The following is a 19087-nucleotide window of genomic DNA, read 5'->3' as shown; positions in this document are numbered from 1 at the left end:
TCTCCTGCTTCCATTGCATAGCTCAAGGACAGCGGATCATATCGGTAGCATATTGATATCAATATCGGGATAACCCTTAATCCCAAGGGACCGAAGGCCCGGTTTTCGGGGATGTGGCCGGGGTTTGAAACGGGCTGCCGGGGTAGGTGCTAGAGCCGTCATTCAGCAACGGCGCTGGCTGCTGAGGGAATGGCGCAAAGGCTCTGATCGGCGGCTTCTAGGAATTAGGCTTAAGGTGCGGTATCGGAAAAGATGTAATGGAATGTAATTCCTTGGCTGTGTCACGGCCAGCCAGATAATCGCCGACACGCCGAGGCCCTTGGCGCCGAGACCTTCGCCGGCCCATGACGACATCGTCGACAGGCCCAGCCCAGCCCAGCCCAGCCCAGCCCGGCACCGAGCATGAGCCGCAGCAGGGAGAGAGCCGCGGCGACGGCAGCTACCCCTGAGTGAGTCGACGCATCGTGGCGGATGGCAGGTGGGGATTGAGTGTGCTCGATCATTGTTGCTCATGCTCCATGAATGAAAGACAGACAGCTTTCACGCAGAACAGAGCAGAGCGCATGCCAACCCGTTTTATGACTGAATTACCAGTGTTATCAACGGGTTGGATTTTTGAGAGGGTCTGAAGCCCATGCAAACTGCATGATCGGGCGCAGGCTGACGGGCTTCATGCATTGGCAGGACGGTCAGTCATCCCAATGCCGGCGATGCTTGCGATGACCGTAGCCATGGCCGCGATGCTCGCCGCGGTAGTCACGGCGATCGCCACGGTAATAACGACCTTCGCGTTCGCTGGAGTTGCCCATGTAGTTGCCCAGCGCGCCGCCCGCGCCACCGCCGGCCGCCGCGCCGAGCAGGGCGCCGTTGGTCCCGCCCATGTTGCGACCGACAACGTTGCCGCCGGCCGCGCCCAGGGCACCACCGATGGCGGCTTCGCCGCGGCTGTGTCTATTCGCGCCGACCGCGCTGCCGCCTGCGCCGCCGAGGGCGGCACCGATGGTCGAACCGGTGTTGCCGCCCAGCGACTGACCGACCGCCGAACCGAGTACCCCGCCCAATGCGCCACCGATACCGGCTTCGGCGGTACCACCGGCTGAGGCGAAGCCGCTGGCCAGGCTCAGGGACAACAAAAGAATCGACGAGAACTTCATGTGAGAAGAGCCTCCAAGGGATGACGGCGCGATCCTGAGGCTTGTGTAGGAATAGTTACAATGGAAATCCGACGAATAACATGGGTGGTATACAAAATCATAACTTACTGTTTTTACTGGGGAACTTAGTCGAGTTTAGTCAGTCTTAGTTCGCTTGAATCCGCCCGTTTTGCCTGTCCTGCGCTGCTGAAAAAGATTTTTCCGGACCTAGCGCCGGCTCCAGAAAATCGATTCCTTCCAGCGTTTTTCCATCCCATAGAACTGCTGCCGGTTGTCCAGGTAAGCGGCATAGATCCGTGCCAGCAGATCGGCATAGCCAGGCAATGCTTGCACGTCGCCTTGCAGTGCGGCATGTACGGCCTGGGCACACTGCTGGCCGCAGTAAAGGGCGGTGGCGATGCCTTGCGAGGACAGCGGATCGAAGGACAAGGCGGCATCGCCGACAGCGGCCCAGCGTGCGCCGTGGAACAGTGAAAGCCGCGCGCTGCTGGCGTCCATGCCATGGACCGAGGTGCCGGGGCGGTAGTCGTGGGCTTGGCACAATCGCCATAGCAGGCGCGTCTGTGCCAACTGCCGCCACAGACCTTCGCTGCTCAGCAGTTGCTGGCGATCCAGCAGGTCGAGATCGCTGAGATAGGTCACCAAGCGTTCCCCCGACGGCAGCAGCACGCTGTACCACCAGCCGTGCTCGACCGCCTCGACCAGGGTTCGGCCGTCCTGGTCGGAGCCTTTTGAACTGTGCAGCAACAGATAGAACGCCACCAGCCGATCATCCGTCAGGCGCTGCGCACCCTGCTGGCGGGCGAGCACGGCCGGGCGGCCGCCGGCGTCGATCAGCCAGCGGCTGTGGGCCAGCTGTTCGTAGCCATCGCGGGACAGTTGCAGCTGGAAACCGTCTTCGGCAGCTGTCTGGCTCAGTCGTGTGGAGGGGTGAACCGACACCCCGCCCCGTCGCGCCGCCGCGCGCAGTTGCTGGTCGAAAGCCGCACGGTCCAACTGATAACCCTGGCCGTGGGTATGAAAAATAAAGTCGTCCATGCGTGGCTCGTCCGAGCCCCACACGGAGACATTGCCGTAGCTGGTGCGATGCCCGGCGCCGAGAAAACCGTCGAGCACCCCCAGGTCATTGAGCAGCGAACGCGCCGAAGGCGGAAAACCCTCGCCCACCCGAAAGCGCCCGGCGGGCGCCGAGTCGGCTAGCAGCACCCGCCAGCCCAGGCGACCGAGGGTAATGGCGGTCGCCGAGCCAGCCGGGCCGCCACCGATGATGGCGACGTCGTAGTGCTCCATCTAGACCGGACGGTTTCCGGGTTTGACGGCGTGAGGGGCCTGCAACGCTTCTTCCGGGCTGCTGAAGTTGGCGCCTTTGGGCGGGCGTGGGCCTGCGCTCGGCGGACTGCCCGCCGCGGCAAAATCGGCGGCCAACTGGGCACTGGCCAAGGTCTGTGCCTGGGGAATGGCCGGGCCATAGCTGGCGACCATCATGGTGTCCGGGTACTGCGGGTTGCCGGGGACACCCTGACGCACTTCCAGCAGGCCCATGGAGCCGAAAATATCGACCATGGTCTGCATCTGCACGGCGGTCGGGGTCTTTTTCGGATAGTTGATGTCCAGCGGTGCGTTCCAGTTGCTGCGCTCGGCAAAGGCGTCGCGGCGTTGCTCCGGCGCCACCGAGGGGTCGATGACCAGCTCGTAATCGGCATCGCTGAGGACCTGGTTGGGCACGCGGGCCGGCCAGAAAGTCGAGGTGAACGGGTTGTAGGCCTGGTCGTAGCCGCCACGGCAATAGGCGGTGTCGGCCTGCCAGGGCAGGCCCATCCAGCGGTTCAGGTCGCCGGGGGCTTGTCCGTACAGTGGCCCGCCGACGGCCAGCGCCTGGGTCTGGTCCAGGGTCGCTCCGTAGTCGGGCCGCGGGCTGCCCGCCGGGCGTTGGCGAATACGCCAGGGCTTGGCGTACAGCGGCAGGTGACGCATCGGCCAGGTCAGTTCGCAGCCGGGGTGGAAGGCATCGGCCAGGCAGAAGTCGAGGGCCGCGCGGTCGAGCATCGCCGGTTGTTCGGCCAGAGGCACCGAGTCGAGGTGACCCGGCAGCGGCTCGCTGCTCCAGTCGGATTCAAAGTCGCCGGCGGCCCAACTGCTGAGGGTCAGGTACTGGGTCTGGGTAATCGCCGAATTCTGCCGTGGGCTCGGGTTGGGCACCGAGCTCATGGCATCGCCGTAGATCCACGGCCAGGGCAACACATTGCCATCGGTCGGATCGGGCAGGCGGAAGCTGTTGAGAATCTGCCGACGGGTTTCGGCGAACAGGTCATAGTTGCCCGGCGCCGGTTTGCTCGCCAGTTGGGCGATAAAGGCCGGGTCCTCGAAGTTGTAGCGGCCGTTGTGGCCGAACTGGGTGGCGAAGCCCTGGTTGACCCATTGCAGGCCCGACAGGCGCTGCAGGATCGGATAGACGTCATTGCGGAACGACACCGAAGTGTTCGGCGTCAGCCAACCGGCCTGGATAAACAGGTCATAGGTCAGGTCGTACAGGGTGCGCACGGCCTTGACCTGCGGTGCGTAGTTGGGGGGCGCGGTGACGACCCAGGCCGACTCCACCGGGATCGAGCGTCCGCCGATGCTGACCTGGGCACTGACCGGGCCATCGGAGGTGTCGTCGAACCAGCCGTCGGCGTTGATGAAGCTGTTGCCGTCGGCCGGGTTGAAGATCGGCGTGCCTTTGGGCGAGGCCGAGATGCCACGCCCGCCGAGGAACAGCAGTCGCCCCTGGGCGTCGGTGCGCAGTTCGCCGAGGTTGACCGGGGTGTCTTCGTATTGGCCGTTGAATTCGACGCCGCTCTGGTTCGGCCCGCTGATGCTTTGCAGGCCGCCGTCGATGGTCAGGGCCGCGCGGGCCTTGGCGTCGGTGATCTGCGCGTTGCGCAGGGGCAGCACCACGGTGGCGGCTTCGGGGATGTCCATCGCCAGTTGCCACTGGTACCACTGCGCCTTGCTGTTGGCGACATGGGCCGACCAGATGATGTCGGCATTTTCCACGGTCAGTTCAGCGACCACCTCTCCGGCCAGGTTGTAGCCGTACAGCCGGAACTCGGCGGCCTGGCGCTTCAGCGCGCCCTGGGCATCGCGATAGAACCCCAGGGGTTCGGGTCGCGGGGAGGTGACCAGGGGGCCGACAAAGTATTCCGCCTCGCTGTTGCCGACCCGCGCCACGCCGATGGCGGGGTGGATCGCGGCGCTGACGATGCGATTGTCTTTGCTGGGGGAGGAAGGGGTGTCGCCGTGGTAATGCGTAGTATGACCGGGCGTGATCGACATGAATGCTCTCCGCAATCCGTGCTGGGAGGACAGGCCCGATGGGCGGGCAGGGTCCCTGGGCGGGTGCTGCCCATCGCATTCGAATGAGTGGATGAAGAGCACCGCCCGCAGACTCTAGTAAAGGGCCGGCGGTTTGTCGAATGGCCTTTTGCTATTGCCCGGGCGGCTATCCGAAGCCCTGGTTATAGAGCGCTTCACGGGGCGTCGATCAGCCCGCCTTGGCCATGATCAGCCCGCTTTCGCTGGCTTGCTCCAGGACAATAGCGACGAATTTGGACGTCGGGGTGTGGCTGCCGTCGCCGATGCTTTCCAGCGGTACCAGCGGGTTCACTTCCGGGTAGTAGGCGGCGGCCTGCCCGGCGGGGATATCGAACGCCAGCAGGGTGAAGCCCTGGACCCGGCGCTCGCGGCCGTCTTCCCAGAGCGAGACGATATCGGCTTTCTGGCCCGGCTTGAAACCCAGGCGGATGATGTCCGCTTCGTTGACGAACAACACGTCGCGCTGGCCCTTGACCCCACGGTAGCGGTCATCGAGGCCATAAATGGTGGTGTTGTACTGATCGTGGGAGCGCATCGATTGCATGATCAGATGCGGCACCTTGCCGGTGGCATGGATGCGTTCGTGGATCAGGTCGGCCGGCAGGCTGTTCGAGCGGAAGTTCGCCCGGCCCGACGGAGTGTGCCAGCGACGTGTGCCGGCGGCGTTGCCCAGGTGGAAACCGCCCGGGTTCTGAAGGCGCTGGTTGAAGTCCTTGAAGCCGGGAATGGTCTCGGCGATCAGGTCGCGGATGCGCCGATAGTCGGCCACCAGCCAGTGCCAGTCCACCGGTTTGGCGCCCAGGGTCGCGGCGGCGATGCCGGCGATGATCGCCGGCTCCGAGCGCATCTGTTTCGACTGTGGCTGCAACTGCCCGCTGGAAGCGTGGACCATGCTGAACGAGTCTTCGACGGTGATGGCTTGCGCGCCTTCGCTCTGGATGTCGATATCGGTGCGGCCCAGGCATGGCAGGATCAGCGCTTCCTTGCCGTGGGTCAGGTGGCTGCGGTTGAGTTTGGTGCTGATCTGCACGGTCAACTCGCAGTTGCGCAGGGCTTCGAAAGTCCGTGGGCTGTCCGGGGTCGCCTGGGCGAAGTTGCCGCCCAGGCCGATAAACACCTTGGCCCGGCCATCCAGCATGGCGTGGATGGCTTCGACCACGTTATGGCCGTTGCTGCGTGGCACCTTGAACTGGAAGCGGCGCTCCAGGGTATCGAGGAAGGCCACCGGCGGACACTCGTTGATACCCATGGTGCGGTCGCCTTGCACGTTGCTGTGGCCACGCACCGGGCACAGACCGGCGCCCGGGCGGCCGATATTACCGCGCAGCAGCATCAGGTTGGAGATTTCCTGGATGGTCGCGACCGAGTGCCGATGCTGGGTGATGCCCATGGCCCAGCACATGATGACGTTCTTGCCTTTGACGTACATCCGCGCCGCCTGCTCGATCTCCATCAGGGTCAGGCCCGACTGCGCGACGATCTGCTCCCACGGGGTCTCATCGATGGCAGCCAGGTAGTCGAGGACATTGGCGGTGTGTTCGTTGAGGAAGTCATGGTCGAACACCGACGGTTCGTTCGCCGCCTGGGCCTCGCGCTCCCATTGCAGCAAGAACTTGGCCATGCCGCGCAGCAGCGCCATGTCGCCGCCAAGGGCCGGGCGGAAATAGGCGGTGTTGGTCGGCTTGTCGCCGTTGGTGAGCATTTCCAGCGGGTGCTGTGGGTGTTGGAAACGTTCCAGGCCGCGCTCCTTGAGCGGGTTGATGCAGACCACCTGGCCGCCACGGTTGACCGCTTCACGCAGCGGTTCGAGCATCCGTGGGTGGTTGGTGCCGGGGTTCTGGCCCCAGACGAAAATCGCGTCGGCGTGTTCGAAATCGTCAAAGGCCACTGTGCCCTTGCCGACCCCGACACTCTGGGCCAGGGCCACGCCGCTGGCCTCGTGGCACATGTTCGAGCAATCGGGAAAGTTGTTGGTGCCGAAGGCCCGGACGAACAGTTGATACAGGTATGCCGCCTCGTTGCTGGCGCGGCCCGAGGTGTAGAACTCGGCCTGGTCGGGGCTGGTCAGGTTGAGCAGGTGCTTGGCCACCAGGGCGTAGGCGGCTTGCCAACTGATGGGCTGATAGCGGTCGGTGAGCGGGTTGTAGCTCATCGGCTCGGTCAGGCGGCCCTGGTATTCCAGCCAGTAGTCGCTCTGTTCGAACAGCGAAGTGACGCTGTGCTTGGCAAAGAATGCGGCATCCACCCGCCGTTTGGTGGCCTCCCAGTTGACCGCCTTGGCGCCGTTCTCGCAGAACTTGACCATGCCGCTTTCCGGCGAGTCGCCCCAGGCGCAGCCCGGGCAGTCGAAGCCGCCGTTCTGGTTGGTCTTGAGCATCATGCGCAGGTTCTTCAGCGCGTTGCCGCTGGTCAGCCAGGCCTGGGCGACGCTGATCAGCGCGCCCCAACCACCGGCCGCACCCTTGTAGGGTTTGTAGCGCGGGGTGGGGGTCTGGTCGGCTTGTTGATGCTTGCTCACGCGGGTTTCTCCATCGCAGGGCTATAGACCCGCGGCGCATTCTTTTGCGGCAGGTGGATGAGATTGAGGTGGTGTCGACGCGCCCACTGCAGGGCCAGGCCGGTGGGTGACGACAGGCTGACCAGGGTCTGGATGCCGGCGCGCAGGACTTTCTGGATCAATTCGAGACTGCAACGACTTGTAACAATTGCAAGGCCGCCGGCAGTCGGGATGTTTTGCCGGATCAGCGCGCCGATCAACTTGTCCAGGGCGTTGTGGCGGCCGATGTCTTCACGGCCCAGCAGCAGTTCACCCTGGTCGTTCATGAAGAGGGCGGCGTGCACGGCCCCGGAATATTGCCCCAGGGGCTGGAAGGCGCTGATGCGTTGGCGCAGGCCGTCGAGCCAGGCGGCCGGCGGCAAGGGCGCGCCAGGCAGCACCTGGAGCTCGGGCAGTGCCTGTTCCAGCGCTTCCACGCCACATAGGCCGCAGCCGCTGGTGCCGGCCAGCTGCCGGCGTTGCTGCTTGAGGTTCCAGAACGCACGACTGGCGATTTCCACCTGGGCGTACTGGGCCGAGCCGCTGCCGCTGAGTTTCAGGTCGTAGATTTCCGAGGCGTCGGCAATGATGCCGCTGCCGATGCTGAAGCCGACGATAAAGTCTTCGAGGTCCGTGGGAGTGACCAACATCACCGCCTGGCTGATGCCGTTGTAGGCAATCGCCAGGGCCACTTCTTCGGCAAGTGCTGTCTCAGCGGTTTCGCTGCGATCGAGGTCGCTGTACTGGTAGCTCTGACTGGCGGCGGGCACGGCTGTCGACGCGGCAGGGAGCGCGCAGGTGGGGTCCTTGGCGTTCATGGGGGCATTACCGGCGGAATATCCAGTGTCAAGATTAGGCGCGACAAAGGGTCGCGTCTAATCGCTAGTACTGATCTACTGATAGAGCTCATCGATCAAGCCCTATCCGGTGATCGTTGGTAGAGGGCGAAACAGGCTTCCGCCAATGCCGAACGCGGTGCCCCTCGGCGCATGATCAGGCCGAGGCGGGCCAGGGTCCTGGCCTCGGCGATGGGTTGCAGGCGCAGGTGCTCGGTCAGGCCTTCAAGGCCGCCGTGCAAGGGCATGATGGCGCAGCACAGGCCACCATGAACGGCTTGCAGCAGTTGATGAACGGCATCGGTTTGCAGCAGCGGTTGCGGGGTCAGGCCGCGGCTGTGGAAGTTGTGATCGATGGACTGGCGAAAGTGCATGCCGCTGGTGAGCATGCCCAGGGGCAGCTCGATCAGCGCTTCCCAGCTCAAAGGTTGCTCGCTGAAGCTGAAAAAGCGCTGGTCGTAGAGCAGGCCCATGGCGGTTTCGTCCAGGGCCAGGGCCTCGAAGCGCTCGGTGTCCAGGTGCTCCAGGTAGGACACGCCGAGGTCCAGGCGGTTGCTCGCCAGTTGTTCGAGGATCTGCTCGGAGCTCAAGGACGAGAGTTCGAAGCGCAGGCTCGGGTGTTGCGGGTGCAGGCGCTGCATCAGTTGCACCGGATCGAAACTGGACAACGGCACCACGCCCAGACGCAGGGTGCCGATCAGATTGCCGCGACAGGCGGCGGCTTCGGCTTGCAGGCCGTCACAGGCCGCCAGCACGGTACGGGCCCAGGCCAGGACCCGTTCGCCGGGGGCGGTGAACCCTTCGAAACGCTGGCCACGGTTGACCAGGGGCAGCTCGAGCTCCTCTTCCAGGCTGCGCAGGCGCATGGACAGCGTCGGCTGGGTGATATGGCAGCGCGCCGCCGCCTGACCGAAGTGCCGGGTCTCGTCCAGGGCAATCAGGAATTTCAGCTGCTTGATGTCCATCGTCGCTCCACGGGCTGTACAGCCGTGGATTCTAGCGCGCCTGGACTATGCTTGTTGATTGGTGGATCGGAACCTTGCCGGGCGTCACCGATCAGGTCTTTCGCGTCTTGGCGTTTACATCCAGGGAGAAAGAGCCATGAGCCTTTTAGATACGTTCAAGAAGATATTGAAGCCAGAGTCATCTGACGATAAGCATCAGCCCGATAGCCATGTGCAAGCCCCGCCGGTAGAGGATCCGCCCGCTTCGTCGGAGCCGCTGTTCGGTATCTATACGGTGCAGCCGGGCGATACGCTGAGCAAGATTGCCGAGCGCGAATTGCACGATGCCGGCAGGTGGCCGGAAATCGCCGAGGCCAACCGGGCGACCCTGCCGGACCCGGACAAGATTAAACCTGGGCAGCAGTTGAAGATTCCTCGTTAGTGTATGGAGTACACGGACTGTGGGAGCGGAGCTTGCCCGCGAAGCTTTTAGCGTTCTCAAGGGCCTTTTCGCGAGCAAGCTCGGCTCCCACAGGGACTGTGTTCAGCCATGGCCGACCAGCATGGGTTCGGGCCGGCTCAGGGCCTGCAATATTTTTGAAAACAGCTCTATTACAGGCCTTCGACCAATGTCCGGTAGTTGCCCACGGCGGCGAACTCCTCGGTGCCCTTGGGCCCCTTGCGGCTGTCCGGTTCGCTGACCGCGAGCAGATGCGCCACGCCGAAACGCCGGGCGCTGCGCAGGATCGGCAAGGTGTCGTCGATAAACAGGCTGCGGGCCGGGTCGAAGTCGATGTCGGCCTGCAAGGCGTCCCAGAACTGCGGGTCTTCCTTGGCGAAACCGTAGTCATGGGAACTGATCAGTCGTTCGAAATATGGCGCCAGCTCGATCCGCTCCAGCTTCAACGACAAGGAGTCGCGGTGGGCGTTGGTAATCAGGATGACCCGCTTGCCGGCCTGGCGGATGGCCGCCAGGAAGGTATCGGCATCCGGGCGCAGGGCGATCAGATGCGCCGTCTCCAGCTTCAACTCACGCACCGGCAGCTTCAGCTCGGCGCTCCAGAAGTCCAGGCAGTACCACTTCAACTGGCCGGCATGGCCCTTGAACAACGGCGTCAGCTCCTGCTCGGCCAGCTCCCGGCTGACACCATGCAGCTCGGCATAGCGCTGGGGCAGGTGCTCCATCCAGAAGTGGTTGTCGTAGTGCAGGTCCAGCAGGGTGCCGTCCATATCCAGCAGAACGGTGTCGATGTCGCGCCAGGGCAATGCGGGCATGGGAAACTTCTCGAACGGTAAAAAGATTGGAGGCAACAGACAATCGGAAAGCCACGGTATAGTAACCCGTTCACGCCCAGGAGCCGCCCCATGCGCCAGAAACCCACCGTCCTCGCCCGCGAAATCGTCGCCAGCAGCCGTTTGTTCCGTGTCGAAGAAGTGCAACTGCGCTTTTCCAACGGCGTTGAACGGACCTACGAGCGTCTGGTCGGTCGGGGCGCCGGTTACGGCGCGGTGATGATCGTGGCGATGATCGATGCCGAGAATGCCTTGTTGGTGGAGGAGTATTGCGGCGGCACCGACGAATACGAGCTGTCCCTGCCCAAGGGCCTGATCGAACCGGGCGAGGACGTGCTGGCGGCGGCCGAGCGTGAGCTCAAGGAAGAAGCGGGTTATGGCGCGCGGCAACTGGAGCACCTGACCGAACTGTCCTTGTCGCCCGGCTATATGAGCCAGAAGATCCAAGTGGTCCTGGCCACCGATCTGTATGAGGAGCGCCTGGAGGGCGACGAGCCGGAGCCGATGCGGGTCGAGCGCGTCAACCTGCGTGAGTTGTCCGCCCTGGTGCAGAACCCGCAGTTCAGCGAGGGCCGGGCCCTGGCGGCGTTGTACCTGGCGCGAGACCTGTTGACCCAGCGTGGAGTCTTTCAATCGTGAGTGAGTTTTTTTCGAATCTGCCGCACCCCTACCTGGCCCCGGTGATCGATCTGGCGCGCCGGGCCGGCGAGGTTATCCTGCCGTTCTGGCGGGCGAATGTGCAGGTCATGGACAAGGCCGATGCCTCGCCGGTGACCGCCGCCGATATCGCCGCCCATCACCTGATTCTCGATGGGTTGACGGCGCTGGACCCGAGCATCCCGGTGTTGTCCGAAGAGGACGCCGATATTGCCCTGGCGGTGCGTGCCGGTTGGCAGCGCTGGTGGCTGGTGGATCCGTTGGATGGGACCAAGGAATTTATTGCCGGTAGCGAAGAGTTCACCGTGAACATTGCCTTGATCGAGCAGGGCCGGGTGGTGTTCGGCGTGGTGTCGATGCCGACCAATGGTCGCTGCTATTTCGGTGGTGCCGGCTTGGGCGCCTGGCGTGCGGATGCCGATGCGGCGCCGCTGCCGATCCGGGTCCGTGACGTGCCGGCGGCGGGGGAGGCCTTTACCGTTGTCGCCAGTCGCCGGCATTCGAGCCCGGAGCAGGAGAAATTGCTGGCGGGGCTGAGTAGCAGCCTTGGCGAGCTGGCGTTGGCGAATATCGGCAGTTCGCTGAAGTTCTGCCTGTTGGCTGAAGGCGCCGCGGACTTTTATCCGCGCCTGGCGCCGACCTCGCAGTGGGATACGGCGGCGGCCCAGGGGGTGCTGGAAGGCGCGGGCGGCGAGGTGCTGGAGTTGAGCGGCGAACGCTTCAGCTATCCGCCGCGCGAGTCATTGCTCAATCCGTTTTTCCTGGCACTGCCGGCCAATGCGCAATGGCGTGGGCAGTTGCCGGACTTGCTGCGAACACCCTAGAGATTTTTTGCTGGCCTTTAGGGCCTCTTCGCGGGCAAGCTCCGCTCCCACAGGTTTTGTGATCGACCGCCAAACTGCGGCATGACATAGGTCTTGTGGGAGCGGAGCTTGTCGGATCGCGGCACCGCCGCGAAAGAGGTCAGGACAGGCACCGGGCCTCTTCGCGGGTAAGCTCCGCTCCCACATTATTGGATTTTGCGTCGTACACGAAGGATCGCACGACTCAGATCCTGTGGGAGCGGAGCTTGCCCGCGAAGGCGGTGGGGCCGGCGCCGCAAGGTCAACGGGGCAGCCCCGTTCTTCCTGTCAGCGGTGCAGCACGTACTGCCCGCTGAAGCGCACCGCCGTGTCCTCGCTGCCTTCGTTCACCACCCGCGTCTCCAGGGTCAACCGTGCCCGTCCATACCGCTGGTAGGTCGCGAGGAATTTCTTCCAGACCTTCTCCTGCGGCGCATCGCAGATCGCCTGAGCATCTCCGGTCACCGGCAACGGATAACCGATCTGCCCCTCCTGAATCACGATATGCCCCTCCTCGATGCCGACCTCGCGCAGGCTCAGGTGCAGCCAGCCCCAGCCGGCCAGTACCGCGCCGCAATAGAGGCTGCCGCCGAACATGGTGCTCTTGTGGTTGACGTTGGGCTCCAGCGGCAGGTGCAGGCGCAACTGCCCGGCCTGCCAGTCGAGGACCTTCAGTTTCATGTCACGGGTAAGCGGAATATCGTGATGGAGGACGGATTCCAGGTAACGAGTGTCGCGGTTCATGCACTGACCTCTTGGCGGTGATTCATTCGAGTTCGTCGCTGGCAGCGCTGCCGACGCTGTCGAAGCTCAAACCGTGTTTACGCAGCTTGTCGTGCAGGGTCTTGCGCGGAATACCCAAAGCTTCGGCCAGGCTGCGCAGCGAGCTGTGGGAGCGCGCCAGTTCGGCGGCGATCAGGGACTTCTCGAAGTGCTCCACCTGCTCGCTCAAGCTGCTGCCCGGATGACCGGCGATGCTCGTATCGAGATTTTCCGGCGTATTGTCCAGGGCCAGCTCCAGGCCGAGGGCGAAGCGCTCCGCGGCATTCTGCAGTTCGCGGACATTGCCCGGCCAGGCATGCCGCAACAACAGGCCGCGTTGCGCCGGTTGCAGGGTATGGGGCGGCAGGCCGTGGCGCGTGCTGGCTTCGTCGGCGAAGTGCTGGAACAGCATCAGCGCGTCCTCACCGCGTTCGCGCAACGGCGGAATCCGCAACGGCGCGACGTTCAGGCGGTAATACAAGTCGGCCCGGAAGCGTCCCTGGTCGGCCGCCTGGCGCAAGTCTTCCTTGGTGGCGGCGATCACGCGGATATCCAGGGGGATCTGCTGGTTGCCGCCAAGGCGTTCGACCACCCGCTCCTGCAACAGCCGCAGCAGCTTGACCTGCACGTCCAGGCTCATGCTTTCGATTTCGTCGAGGAACAGGGTGCCGCCGTTGGCGAATTCGAACTTGCCGATCCGGCGTTTCTGCGCCCCGGTAAAGGCCCCCGGCTCATGACCGAACAGTTCGCTTTCCACCACCGACTCGGCCAGCGCCCCGGCGTTTATGGCGACAAAAGGACCGTTACGCCGGTTCGACAGGTCGTGCAGCGCCCGCGCCACGACTTCCTTGCCGGCGCCAGTCTCGCCGAGGATCAGCACATCGGCGCGGGTCGCCGCCAGGGCACCGATCTGTTCGCGCAGGCGCAGCATCAGCGGCGAGTGCCCCAGCAGTCGCGCACTGAGTTCCTGGCGATCGCTCAACGCCAGCCGCAGGCTGCGGTTGTCCAGTACCAGGCGGCGCCAGGCCAGGGCCCGGCGCACGCTGTCGAGCAGGGCGTCACTGGCGAAGGGTTTCTCGAGGAAGTCATAGGCGCCGGCACGCATGGCCTCGACGGCCAGGGGCACATCGCCGTGACCGGTGATCAGCAGCACCGGCAGCTCCGGGTCCTGGTCATGCAGCTCCTTGAGCAGCTCCAGGCCATCCATGCCCGGCATGCGGATGTCGCTGACGATCACCCCCGGCCAGTCGCGCTCGATCTGTGCGGCCAGGCCCTGGGCTTCGGCCAGCGGCAGGATCTTCAGGCCGGCCAGCTCCAGGGTCTGGCTCAGGGCCTGGCGCAGGTGGGGATCGTCGTCGATCAGTACCACCTGGATCTGGTGGTCGATTTTCATACACTCGAGTCCTCGGGTGGTTGCAGGCTGACCCCGGGCGCGCCGGCACGCATCCGCAGGGTGATCAAGGCTCCGCCTTCGCGGTGGTTGGCAAACAGCAACTCACCACCGAAGGCGCGCATCAGCGAATCGCAGATGGCCAGGCCCAGGCCGAGGCCTTGGGTCCGCGTCTTGGTGGTGTAGAACGGCTCACCGGCGCGGTCCAGGGCCTCCAGGCAGAAGCCCGGGCCATTGTCGCGAATCGTCAGGCTGACGCCCTGTTCGGAAGCTTGCGCACTCAACCAGAGCTTACGCGGCGGACCCTTTTCGGTGAGGGCATCGAGGGCGTTCGCCAACAGATTGCCGAGTACCTGGCGCAGACGGGTTTCGCCGGCCTGGACCCACAGGGCCGCCGCCGGCAGGTCACGGATCAGTTCGACTTCCATGGCCCGCCGGCGCTTGGCCAGCAAGGCCAGGGCGTCGTCCAGCGCCGGTTGCAGGGCCACGCTTTCCGGGGCATGCCGGTCGCGGCGGGCGAAGGCGCGCAGGTGGGCGATGATCGAGGCCATGCGTCCGGTCAGTTCGCTGATCAGCTTGAGGTTGCCGCGGGCGTCATCGGTACGTTGGTGGTCGAGCAGCACTTCGGCGTTTTCCGCGTAGCTGCGGATCGCCGCCAGCGGCTGGTTGAGTTCGTGGCTGATGCTCGCCGACATGGTGCCCAGGGCCGAAAGCTTGCCGGCCTGGACCAGGTCATCCTGGGCGCGTACCAGTTCCTGTTGGGCATGTTCGCGCTCCAGCACTTCCTGTTTGAGGCGCCGGTTGAGGCCCTCCAGGTCGCTGGTCCGTTCGGCCACGCGCATTTCCAGTTCGCGCCGCGCCTTGGCCTCGAAGGCGATCCGCTCCAGGTAGTGGCGACGCCGTTGCATCATCAGGCCGAGCAGCAGCATCAGCACCAGCAGGGTCGCGCCGCCGACCGCGACGACGGTGCGCACCGGGCGATCGACCAGGGTCCGAGGCGCGAGGATGCTCACGTTCCAGCCGGTTTCCTCGATCTGCTGGGTCTGGGTCAGCCAGGCATCGGGATTGAGGGACAGCGGCTGGGGGTTGCGGGTCGGATAAGGTTGCACGGCGGTGATCGCATTGCGCTCCTGTTCGCTGAGCACGCGGGTCGAGCGGAAGCGCCATTCGGAGTTCGAGGTGAGAATGACCACGCCGTTCTGGTCGGTCATCATCAACTGTTCCGGCGTCTTGCCCCAGAGGCTTTCGGTGCGGTCCAGATCGACCTTGACCACCAGCACGCCGATGATCTTTTGCCCTTCATGCACGGCCGCGGCAAAGAAGTAGCCGCGCTTGCCCGAGGTGGTGCCGAGGCCGAAGAAACGCCCCAGGCGCCCGGCCATGGCTTCGGTGAAGTAGGGGCGGAAGGCGAAGTTGCGATTGACGAAGCTGTCGTGCTTGTCCCAGTTGGAGGCCGCCAGGGTCTTGCCGTTGGTGTCCATCAGGTACATGACTTCGGCGCCGGTCTGGGCGCAGATGCTTTGCAACAGGCTGTTGGCGTTGCTCAGGCGCAGGCTCTGGTTCGGCTCCGCCAGGGCGTCACGCAGGGCCGGCAGGTCGCCGAGGATCTGCGGCAGGACCTCGTAGCGGTGCAGGGTGCCCAGCAGGTTGGCGACATAGAGGTCGAGGGTCTGGCGGTTCTGGCTGACCAGTTCATTGCGGTAGTAGCTCTCGGCCAGGTGTTCCAGCGGCCACAGCAGCGGCGCCAGGCACAGGAACAGCAGGGCGAGGCTACGCCAGCGGGGTCTGCGGGGAAGGGTGGGGCTCGTGGTCATGAAGAGAATGCGCCGGTAGGGTCCGACGCATTATGTCTCAGCCCTGCTCTGCAAGACACTCGCGTAATGCGGTATGCCAGTCAGGCTGGGCAACCTGCCATTCGCGCAACAGGCGGCTGCAGTCCAGGCGCGAGTTCAACGGCCGGCTGGCGGGCGTCGGGTAGGCGCTGGAGGGAATGGCCTCGAGCAAGGCACAGGGCTTGTTCAGGGCCAGCAATTGCTCGCCGATGGCCTGGGCAAAACCGAACCAGGAGGTTTCACCGCTGGCAGTCAGGTGATAAGTGCCCCAGGCCCCGGCATGGCCGGCCTGCCAGCGTTCGATCAGGGCCCGGGTGCTGTTGGCGATGGTCCCGGCCCAGGTCGGCGCGCCGATCTGGTCGGCGACGATACGCAACTCCGGTTTTTCCTGCAGCAGCCGTTGCATGGTCAGCAGGAAATTGCGCCCGTGATTGGAGTAGACCCAACTGGTGCGCAGGATCAGGTGCTGACCCCGGGCCGCGGCGATGGCCCGCTCGCCGGTCAGCTTGCTGTCACCGTAGACGCTCAACGGGTGGGTCGGGTCGTCTTCGGTGTAGGGTTCTTCCTTGCTGCCGTCGAATACGTAGTCGGTGGAGTAGTGGATCAGCGGTACGCCCAGGTCGGCGGCTTCCTGGGCGAAGACCCCCGGCGCCGTGGCGTTGATGGCGAACACCAGGTCGGGTTCGCTTTCGGCCTGGTCGACGGCGGTGTAGGCCGCCGCGTTGATGATCAGGTCGGGGCGCCGGGCCCGGACCTGCTGACGAATCTGCTCCGGGTGCGCCAGGTCGAGCTCGTCGCGGCCCAGGACAATCAGCTCGCCCAGGTCTTTGATCCGCTGTTGCAGCGCACGGGAGACTTGGCCGTGCGCGCCGCTGATGAGGATTTTCAGGGGTGGAGTGCTCATTCGAACAGGTCGGCCTCGTGCAGGGATTTACCGTTCAGATCCTTGGCCGACAGTTGGGGAACGCCGGCGAATTCCCAGTCGATGGCCAGGGTCGGATCGTCCCAGCGAATGCAGCGTTCGGCGCTGGGGGTGTAGTAGTCGGTCGTCTTGTAGAGAAACTCGGCGGATTCGCTGAGGACCACGAACCCGTGGGCGAAACCCTCGGGTATCCACAGTTGGCGGTTGTTTTCTGCGGACAGGCGCACCGCCTCCCATTGGCCAAAATGGGGCGAGCTGCGACGAATATCCACGGCCACATCCAGCACTTCACCGGCAATCACCCGCACCAGCTTGCCCTGGGTGTTTTCCAACTGGTAGTGCAGTCCGCGCAAGACCCCTTGCTGCGAGCGCGAGTGGTTATCCTGGACAAACGCAACGTCGAGCCCGGTCGCTGCCTGGAAGGCCCGGGCATTGAAGCTTTCATAGAAAAAACCACGCTCGTCGCCAAAGACCTTGGGCTCGAGGATCAGCACGCCGGGCAGGCGTGTTGGTGTTGCTTTCATTGCTGTTCCCCCGCGACGGTGAACAGGTATTGCCCATAACCGGTCTTGCCGAAGTATTTGGCCCGTTCCAGCAGATGCTCGCGGTCGACCCAGGCGTTCTGGTAGGCGATCTCCTCCAGGCAGGCGACTTTCAGACCCTGGCGGTGTTCGATGGTCTGCACGTACTGCGAGGCTTCCAGCAGGCTGTCGTGGGTTCCGGTATCGAGCCAGGCAAAGCCGCGTCCGAAGCGTTCGACATGCAGGTCGCCGCGTTTGAGGTAGGCGTTGTTGACATCGGTGATCTCCAGCTCGCCGCGAGGCGAAGGCTTGACCGCCTTGGCAATCTGGATGACTGAGTTGTCGTAGAAATACAAGCCGGTCACCGCATAGCTGGATTTTGGCTTGGCCGGTTTTTCCTCGATGGAGAGCGCACGACCTTCGCTGTCGAAGTCGATGACACCGAAGCGTTCCGGGTCCTTTACCCAATAGCCGAAGACCGTCGCGCCGCTCGGCCGTCGCGCGGCGTGTTTCAGCTGATCGCCAAAATGCTGGCCGTGGAAGATGTTGTCACCGAGGATCAGGCACACCGGATCGTCGCCGATAAAGTCTTCGCCGATCAGGAAGGCCTGGGCCAGGCCGTCCGGGGACGGTTGTTCGGCGTAGCTGAAGCGGACCCCGAACTGGCTGCCGTCACCCAGCAGGTTGCGATATTGCGGCAGGTCCTGGGGGGTGGAGATCACCAGGATTTCGCGGATACCGGCCAGCATCAGCACCGAGATCGGGTAGTAGATCATCGGCTTGTCGTAGATCGGCAGCAGTTGCTTGGAAACACCGAGGGTAATCGGGTGCAGCCGGGTGCCCGAGCCTCCCGCGAGGACAATACCTTTCATCATGCCAACAGTTCCTTATGATCCAGCGCGCCGAGGCGCTCGCCTTGATAGCTGCCATCCTGGACGCGACGGCACCATTCCAGGTTCTCCAGATACCATTGCACGGTCTTGCGCAGGCCGCTTTCGAAGGTCTCCACCGGGGTCCAGCCCAGCTCGCGCTCGATCTTGCCGGCGTCGATGGCATAACGCAGGTCGTGGCCCGGGCGATCCTTGACGAAGGTGATCAGGTCGGTGAATTTTTCCACCCCGGCCGGACGCACGGGCGCCAGCTCTTCCAGCAGGCCGCAGATGCCACGTACCACATCGATATTCTTCTGCTCGTTATGGCCGCCGATGTTGTAGGTCTCGCCCACCACGCCGTCGCTCACCACCTTGAACAGGGCGCGGGCGTGGTCTTCGACGTACAGCCAATCACGCACTTGCAGGCCGTCGCCATACACCGGCAGCGGCTTGCCGGCCAGGGCATTGAGAATCACCAGCGGGATCAGCTTTTCCGGGAAGTGGAACGGGCCGTAGTTGTTCGAGCAGTTGGTCAGCAGCACCGGCAGGCCGTAGGTGCGGTGCCAGGCGCGGACCAGGTGATCGGACGCCGCCTTGCTCGCGGAGTACGGCGAGCTAGGGGCGTACGGGGTGGTTTCGCTGAACAGGTCATCGACACCGTGCAGGTCGCCATACACTTCGTCGGTGGAAATATGGTGGAAGCGGAACCTGCTTTTCTCGGGTTCGGCCAGCTTCGACCAGTAGCCGCGGGCGGCTTCCAGCAGGCTGTAGGTGCCGACGATATTGGTCTGGATAAAATCCGACGGACCGTCGATGGAGCGATCTACATGGGATTCCGCCGCCAGGTGCATGATTGCATGGGGCTCGAAGCGCGCCAGCACTGCGCTGACGGTGGCCTGGTCGGCGATATCGGCCTGGACGAACTCATAGCGGCTGTCGGTGGCGATGCTGGTCAGGGATTCCAGGTTGCCGGCGTAGGTGAGTTTGTCCAGGTTAAGGACTTCGTGCCCGGTATGGCGAATCAGGTGCCGAATCAGGGCAGAGCCAATAAAACCGGCGCCGCCGGTGACTAGAATACGCATATCGGTGTGCCTTCTTCCTTAAGCAGACTCAAGCTGAATGGAGCATAGCTTGTGGGTAGGCGTTCGGCGGTGCAAGTGCCACGGCGATGT

The 19087-nt window shown here is 64.0% G+C and carries 17 protein-coding genes and 1 pseudogene; 3 read left to right on the top strand and 15 right to left on the bottom strand.

The window, feature by feature from the left end; genetic code table 11:
- Window positions 1-276 precede the first annotated feature (276 nt).
- From M5B99_RS22730 to M5B99_RS22700, 7 genes and pseudogenes are all read right to left on the bottom strand, one after another.
- Window positions 277-503, bottom strand: a pseudogene (locus M5B99_RS22730) (hypothetical protein); the annotation flags it as partial.
- A 186-nt stretch (window positions 504-689) separates the two neighbouring features.
- Window positions 690-1154, bottom strand: coding sequence for a hypothetical protein (locus M5B99_RS22725; RefSeq protein WP_248806112.1), 465 nt, complete (start codon window positions 1152-1154; stop codon window positions 690-692).
- Between the two features lie 207 nt (window positions 1155-1361).
- Window positions 1362-2444: an NAD(P)/FAD-dependent oxidoreductase gene (locus M5B99_RS22720; RefSeq protein ID WP_248806110.1), complete on the bottom strand. Its 1083-nt coding sequence runs from the start codon at window positions 2442-2444 to the stop codon at window positions 1362-1364.
- On the bottom strand, window positions 2445-4469 hold the full coding sequence (locus tag M5B99_RS22715) for a LodA/GoxA family CTQ-dependent oxidase (protein WP_248806109.1): 2025 nt from the start codon (window positions 4467-4469) through the stop codon (window positions 2445-2447).
- 208 nt (window positions 4470-4677) lie between these two features.
- The gene (locus M5B99_RS22710; protein WP_248806108.1) at window positions 4678-7026 is read right to left on the bottom strand and encodes an FdhF/YdeP family oxidoreductase; all 2349 of its coding nucleotides are present in this window, start codon (window positions 7024-7026) and stop codon (window positions 4678-4680) included.
- Window positions 7023-7862 (bottom strand): formate dehydrogenase accessory sulfurtransferase FdhD, encoded by an 840-nt coding sequence (fdhD, locus tag M5B99_RS22705; protein WP_248806107.1) that lies wholly within the window; start codon window positions 7860-7862, stop codon window positions 7023-7025. Before fdhD ends, M5B99_RS22710 begins: the two co-directional genes overlap by 4 nt.
- A gap of 95 nt (window positions 7863-7957) precedes the next feature.
- Window positions 7958-8845, bottom strand: a complete 888-nt coding sequence (locus tag M5B99_RS22700; RefSeq protein WP_248806106.1) for a LysR family transcriptional regulator — start codon at window positions 8843-8845, stop codon at window positions 7958-7960.
- Between the two features lie 136 nt (window positions 8846-8981).
- Between M5B99_RS22700 and M5B99_RS22695 the strand changes: the two genes are divergently transcribed.
- Window positions 8982-9266 (top strand): LysM peptidoglycan-binding domain-containing protein, encoded by a 285-nt coding sequence (locus M5B99_RS22695; RefSeq protein ID WP_248806105.1) that lies wholly within the window; start codon window positions 8982-8984, stop codon window positions 9264-9266.
- A gap of 170 nt (window positions 9267-9436) precedes the next feature.
- Here M5B99_RS22695 and yrfG read toward each other — a convergent pair whose 3' ends face one another.
- Window positions 9437-10099: a GMP/IMP nucleotidase gene (gene yrfG, locus M5B99_RS22690; RefSeq protein WP_248806104.1), complete on the bottom strand. Its 663-nt coding sequence runs from the start codon at window positions 10097-10099 to the stop codon at window positions 9437-9439.
- A 90-nt stretch (window positions 10100-10189) separates the two neighbouring features.
- Between yrfG and nudE the strand changes: the two genes are divergently transcribed.
- The gene (nudE, locus tag M5B99_RS22685) at window positions 10190-10756 is read left to right on the top strand and encodes an ADP compounds hydrolase NudE (protein ID WP_248806102.1); all 567 of its coding nucleotides are present in this window, start codon (window positions 10190-10192) and stop codon (window positions 10754-10756) included.
- Window positions 10753-11598 carry a 3'(2'),5'-bisphosphate nucleotidase CysQ gene (gene cysQ / locus M5B99_RS22680; protein WP_248806101.1) on the top strand — a complete coding sequence of 282 codons (846 nt, stop codon included), beginning with the start codon at window positions 10753-10755 and terminating at the stop codon, window positions 11596-11598. The genes nudE and cysQ overlap by 4 nt, the downstream gene beginning before the upstream one ends.
- Window positions 11599-11904: 306 nt before the next feature.
- On the opposite strand, the gene M5B99_RS22675 is transcribed toward cysQ, so the two are convergent.
- Genes M5B99_RS22675 through rfbB form a run of 7 tightly spaced genes read right to left on the bottom strand, consistent with a single transcriptional unit; the run spans window position 11905 to window position 18997 of the window.
- The gene (locus M5B99_RS22675; RefSeq protein ID WP_248806100.1) at window positions 11905-12360 is read right to left on the bottom strand and encodes a YiiD C-terminal domain-containing protein; all 456 of its coding nucleotides are present in this window, start codon (window positions 12358-12360) and stop codon (window positions 11905-11907) included.
- Between the two features lie 22 nt (window positions 12361-12382).
- Window positions 12383-13771: a sigma-54-dependent transcriptional regulator gene (locus M5B99_RS22670; RefSeq protein WP_248806099.1), complete on the bottom strand. Its 1389-nt coding sequence runs from the start codon at window positions 13769-13771 to the stop codon at window positions 12383-12385.
- Entirely contained in the window at window positions 13768-15582 is a 1815-nt protein-coding gene (locus M5B99_RS22665) for a sensor histidine kinase (RefSeq protein WP_248806098.1), read from the bottom strand. The genes M5B99_RS22670 and M5B99_RS22665 overlap by 4 nt, the downstream gene beginning before the upstream one ends.
- Before the next feature lie 37 nt (window positions 15583-15619).
- Window positions 15620-16504: a dTDP-4-dehydrorhamnose reductase gene (gene rfbD / locus M5B99_RS22660; RefSeq protein WP_248806097.1), complete on the bottom strand. Its 885-nt coding sequence runs from the start codon at window positions 16502-16504 to the stop codon at window positions 15620-15622.
- On the bottom strand, window positions 16501-17046 hold the full coding sequence (gene rfbC / locus M5B99_RS22655; RefSeq protein WP_248806096.1) for a dTDP-4-dehydrorhamnose 3,5-epimerase: 546 nt from the start codon (window positions 17044-17046) through the stop codon (window positions 16501-16503). Before rfbC ends, rfbD begins: the two co-directional genes overlap by 4 nt.
- Window positions 17043-17918, bottom strand: coding sequence for a glucose-1-phosphate thymidylyltransferase RfbA (gene rfbA, locus M5B99_RS22650; RefSeq protein WP_248806095.1), 876 nt, complete (start codon window positions 17916-17918; stop codon window positions 17043-17045). The genes rfbC and rfbA overlap by 4 nt, the downstream gene beginning before the upstream one ends.
- Window positions 17915-18997, bottom strand: coding sequence for a dTDP-glucose 4,6-dehydratase (gene rfbB, locus M5B99_RS22645; RefSeq protein ID WP_248806094.1), 1083 nt, complete (start codon window positions 18995-18997; stop codon window positions 17915-17917). The genes rfbA and rfbB overlap by 4 nt, the downstream gene beginning before the upstream one ends.
- Between the last annotated feature and the right edge of the window lie 90 nt (window positions 18998-19087).

Source organism: Pseudomonas sp. MWU13-2100 (genome assembly GCF_023242365.1).
Classification (GTDB): Bacteria; Pseudomonadota; Gammaproteobacteria; order Pseudomonadales; family Pseudomonadaceae; genus Aquipseudomonas.
The sequence above is the reverse complement of the archived record's forward strand: the minus strand, read 5'-3'. Positions and strand labels throughout refer to the sequence as shown.

Excerpts from the sequence above, each read along its gene's own strand:
- M5B99_RS22695 (WP_248806105.1), top strand. The coding sequence starts at position 8,982 with ATGAGCCTTTTAGATACGTTCAAGAAGATATTGAAGCCAGAGTCATCT.
- M5B99_RS22675 (WP_248806100.1), bottom strand. The coding sequence starts at position 12,360 with ATGAACCGCGACACTCGTTACCTGGAATCCGTCCTCCATCACGATATT.
- nudE (WP_248806102.1), top strand. The coding sequence starts at position 10,190 with ATGCGCCAGAAACCCACCGTCCTCGCCCGCGAAATCGTCGCCAGCAGC.
- rfbB (WP_248806094.1), bottom strand. The coding sequence starts at position 18,997 with ATGCGTATTCTAGTCACCGGCGGCGCCGGTTTTATTGGCTCTGCCCTG.
- yrfG (WP_248806104.1), bottom strand. The coding sequence starts at position 10,099 with ATGCCCGCATTGCCCTGGCGCGACATCGACACCGTTCTGCTGGATATG.
- M5B99_RS22700 (WP_248806106.1), bottom strand. The coding sequence starts at position 8,845 with ATGGACATCAAGCAGCTGAAATTCCTGATTGCCCTGGACGAGACCCGG.
- M5B99_RS22670 (WP_248806099.1), bottom strand. The coding sequence starts at position 13,771 with ATGAAAATCGACCACCAGATCCAGGTGGTACTGATCGACGACGATCCC.
- rfbD (WP_248806097.1), bottom strand. The coding sequence starts at position 16,504 with ATGAGCACTCCACCCCTGAAAATCCTCATCAGCGGCGCGCACGGCCAA.
- M5B99_RS22665 (WP_248806098.1), bottom strand. The coding sequence starts at position 15,582 with ATGACCACGAGCCCCACCCTTCCCCGCAGACCCCGCTGGCGTAGCCTC.
- M5B99_RS22725 (WP_248806112.1), bottom strand. The coding sequence starts at position 1,154 with ATGAAGTTCTCGTCGATTCTTTTGTTGTCCCTGAGCCTGGCCAGCGGC.
- M5B99_RS22715 (WP_248806109.1), bottom strand. The coding sequence starts at position 4,469 with ATGTCGATCACGCCCGGTCATACTACGCATTACCACGGCGACACCCCT.
- rfbA (WP_248806095.1), bottom strand. The coding sequence starts at position 17,918 with ATGATGAAAGGTATTGTCCTCGCGGGAGGCTCGGGCACCCGGCTGCAC.
- M5B99_RS22720 (WP_248806110.1), bottom strand. The coding sequence starts at position 2,444 with ATGGAGCACTACGACGTCGCCATCATCGGTGGCGGCCCGGCTGGCTCG.
- fdhD (WP_248806107.1), bottom strand. The coding sequence starts at position 7,862 with ATGAACGCCAAGGACCCCACCTGCGCGCTCCCTGCCGCGTCGACAGCC.
- rfbC (WP_248806096.1), bottom strand. The coding sequence starts at position 17,046 with ATGAAAGCAACACCAACACGCCTGCCCGGCGTGCTGATCCTCGAGCCC.